Source organism: candidate division WOR-3 bacterium (assembly GCA_016867815.1).
Taxonomy (GTDB): Bacteria; Hydrothermota; Tepidihabitantia; order Tepidihabitantales; family Tepidihabitantaceae; genus UBA2258.
Map to the genome: position 1 here is coordinate 1 of VGIR01000183.1, position 2812 is coordinate 2812.

A 2812-nucleotide genomic window follows, 5' to 3' on the forward strand; every position below is an offset into this window, starting at 1 on the left:
CGCGTTCGATTCCCCGGTACTCCTGGTCCCGCAGATACGAATCGAACAGATCGTGTCCGAGTCCCTTGCGCCGGCCGAGACGGGTCATTGTGAAGCTGCGGGCCGCCACTGCCTGTGCCTTGGCGGCCTCGAACGTACGGACGTTGATCGGACCGATCTCGCAGGGAACCACCCCGCGCAGGTAATCTTCAAGCCCGAGAACGTTGACGACAGCGAGGTCACCGTCTGCGGCCCGAAAGACAAGCAGACGTCCACGATAGCTCCGGTCTCCGACCCGAACAAAACCGCCTTCTCCGGCCGCAACCGCCAGGGTATCGGCAGTCCGCAATGGTGCGGGGCCGCCGGACGCGACCACCAGCCCTCCTTCGAAACCAGCCTGTATCAACTGATTGGGGTCCACCGACTGCCGAGATGTACTAGCGGCCAGCGTCAGTCCCCTGTTTGAACTGAAGAAAGCGACACCTTTGGTCGTCAGCCTCACCCGGACAGAAGGCTCTCCTGTCAGGCCGGGCTTCGGAGGGGGAACCGGTCTGGTGGGCGCCATCGGCGCATGGTAGCAACAGCCGGCAAGGCACAGGATTGCGGCGACTAACGCGAGCATACGCATCCGCTGTCAATCTAGCCGACCTCGACTGGATGGTCAACAACTGCCCGGGGCAGCACTTTACAATACCCACACATACCCTAGAATACAGGAATGCAACACCGGGATAAGCGAGTCGCTGACGCCATCAAAGACTCCGTCGCCAAGATCGTACTTAGCGAACTCTCCGACCCGAAGATCGGGTTCGTAACCGTGACCCGCTGCCACATCTCGCGCGACCTCAAGAACGCGACGGTCTACTTCTCCATTCTGGGCGACGAGACTACCCAGAAGCAGTCGTTCGAACATCTCCAGGGCGCGCGCGGGTACATCCGGCGCCGGCTCGGCCAGATGGTGGTTTTCCGGGTACTGCCGGAACTCCGGTTCGCTCTCGACGACATGCTGGCCCACGAGATGCACATCAACGAGATAATATCCGACCTCCACAGGAACGAGCCCGGAGAACTGGACTAGCCGGACAGGTTTGATCGGTCCGATGCGAGGGGTGCTGAACGCCAACAAGCCGTCGGGTATAACGTCGTACGATGTCATCCGACACATCAAGTCCATCCTTCGGTCGCCAGTTCCCATTGGACACGCCGGGACGCTGGATCCACTTGCATCGGGTGTGCTCCTCGTACTCCTGGGTGAGGCAACCAAGGTCAGCCGTTTCTTACTCACCCTGCCCAAGGAGTATGTGGCCGGCGTGTTGTTCGGGAAACAGACCGACACCGACGACATCACCGGGGAAACGTTGAGTGAGCGGCCGATGAGCTACCTCACAGCGGATTCCGTAAGAGCCGGTCTGGAGCTATTCACCGGCGAGATCGAACAGGTGCCTCCCGCATTCTCCGCCCTGAAGCAGGACGGCGAGCCGCTGTACCGGCTCGCCCGCAAAGGCCAGGTAGTCTGCCCGAAGCCACGCAAGATCATGATCTCCAAGCTGGAGCTGCTCGACTGGCAGCCTCCGGCCGCGACAATCAGGTGCGTGGTGTCGGCAGGGACGTACGTCCGGGCCCTGGCGCGCGATCTGGGCAAGTCGCTGGGCACGGTCGCGACGCTGGCGTCTCTGGTCCGTACTAGAGTGGGGCCGTTCAGCATCGAGGACGCGACCACGCCGGACTCGCTCGACGCGACCTCGCTGATCGAAAGGCTCGCCCCGATTGACGTCGCGCTGTCCTGGATGCCGCGCCTGGCAGTCTCCCCCATCCAGGCGCGGCAACTGCACCAGGGTAAAGTAGTAAGCGAGCTTGCCGGCCCGACTCCGTCCGGGGTTGACGGCTTTGCGTTGGCCCAGACCGAGGATCTCAGATTCCTCGCGGTCGTCGCTCTAGCAGGTGGGGGGATGCGAACCGAACGAATAGTCTATGCCGACTGACGCTGGTTCGCCGTCCCTGATTCCGGGCCCGGCTGCTCCGTTGGTAGTTGCCCTTGGCTCGTTCGACGGCGTCCACCTCGGACACCAGCAGATCATCCTTCGCGCCTCCGGCATCGCCGCGGGTTTGGGTGGCGTGACCGCGGTCCTTACCTATGACCCTCTTCCCGCTCAACTCATCTACACCGACTTCACCTACGTGCTTACCCCGTTGAATGAGAAGAAGGTTCTGCTAACCGAACTGGGCGTACAATACATCTGCGTACTCCGGTTCGATGCCGGCCTGCGCGGCACCACCGCACCTGACTTCATACAGCGCCACATTGTCGAGTCACTGCACCCGGTGGCAGTGGTTGTCGGCCACGACCATCGCTTCGGCAGTCACGGAACCGGTGACGCCGGCCTGCTCAGCCGGACCCTGGAGCCGCTCGGCATCAGGGTCGAAGTCGTCCCAGAGATACTGCTCCGCAGCGTACCGGTTCGGAGCACGACGATCCGCGAGCACCTGCTTCTCGGCCACGTCGGCCTGGCGGCCGAACTGCTCGGTCGGTGCTACGCCATGAGCGGCACGGTCGTTCCGGGTACGGGAACCGGACGCCGACTCGGGTTCCCGACCATCAATCTGCGTCCGTTCGAGCGGGAGACTCTGGTTCCGGCGGATGGAGTCTACACTTGTCGGGTGGATGCGGCCGGCCGCACGTTCGACGCCCTGCTGAACATCGGGCACCGACCCACTTTCGGCGGCGAGACCCGCACCATCGAAGCACACCTGCTCGACGTTCAGCTTGCCGCCCCCCCGCGCACTGCCGTGTTCCGCCTGGTCGACCGTCTCCGCCCGGAACGCCGGTTCGAGA

4 protein-coding genes are annotated in these 2812 nt (G+C 63.2%); 3 read left to right on the forward strand and 1 reads right to left on the reverse strand.

Annotation, left to right across the window (positions count from 1 at the left end; all coding sequences use genetic code 11):
• Nucleotides 1–607: hypothetical protein (locus FJY68_14050; GenBank protein ID MBM3332944.1), on the reverse strand; the 607-nt coding region annotated here is incomplete at its 3' end.
• Between the two features lie 90 nt (nucleotides 608–697).
• Here FJY68_14050 and rbfA point away from each other — a divergent pair.
• The 3 genes from rbfA to ribF form a co-directional block, all read left to right on the forward strand.
• Nucleotides 698–1057 carry a 30S ribosome-binding factor RbfA gene (gene rbfA, locus FJY68_14055; GenBank protein MBM3332945.1) on the forward strand — a complete coding sequence of 120 codons (360 nt, stop codon included), beginning with the start codon at nucleotides 698–700 and terminating at the stop codon, nucleotides 1055–1057.
• A gap of 22 nt (nucleotides 1058–1079) precedes the next feature.
• Nucleotides 1080–1961 carry a tRNA pseudouridine(55) synthase TruB gene (truB, locus tag FJY68_14060; GenBank protein MBM3332946.1) on the forward strand — a complete coding sequence of 294 codons (882 nt, stop codon included), beginning with the start codon at nucleotides 1080–1082 and terminating at the stop codon, nucleotides 1959–1961.
• The coding region (ribF, locus tag FJY68_14065) for a riboflavin biosynthesis protein RibF (GenBank protein ID MBM3332947.1) at nucleotides 1951–2812 on the forward strand (862 nt) is incomplete at its 3' end. The genes truB and ribF, both read left to right, overlap by 11 nt.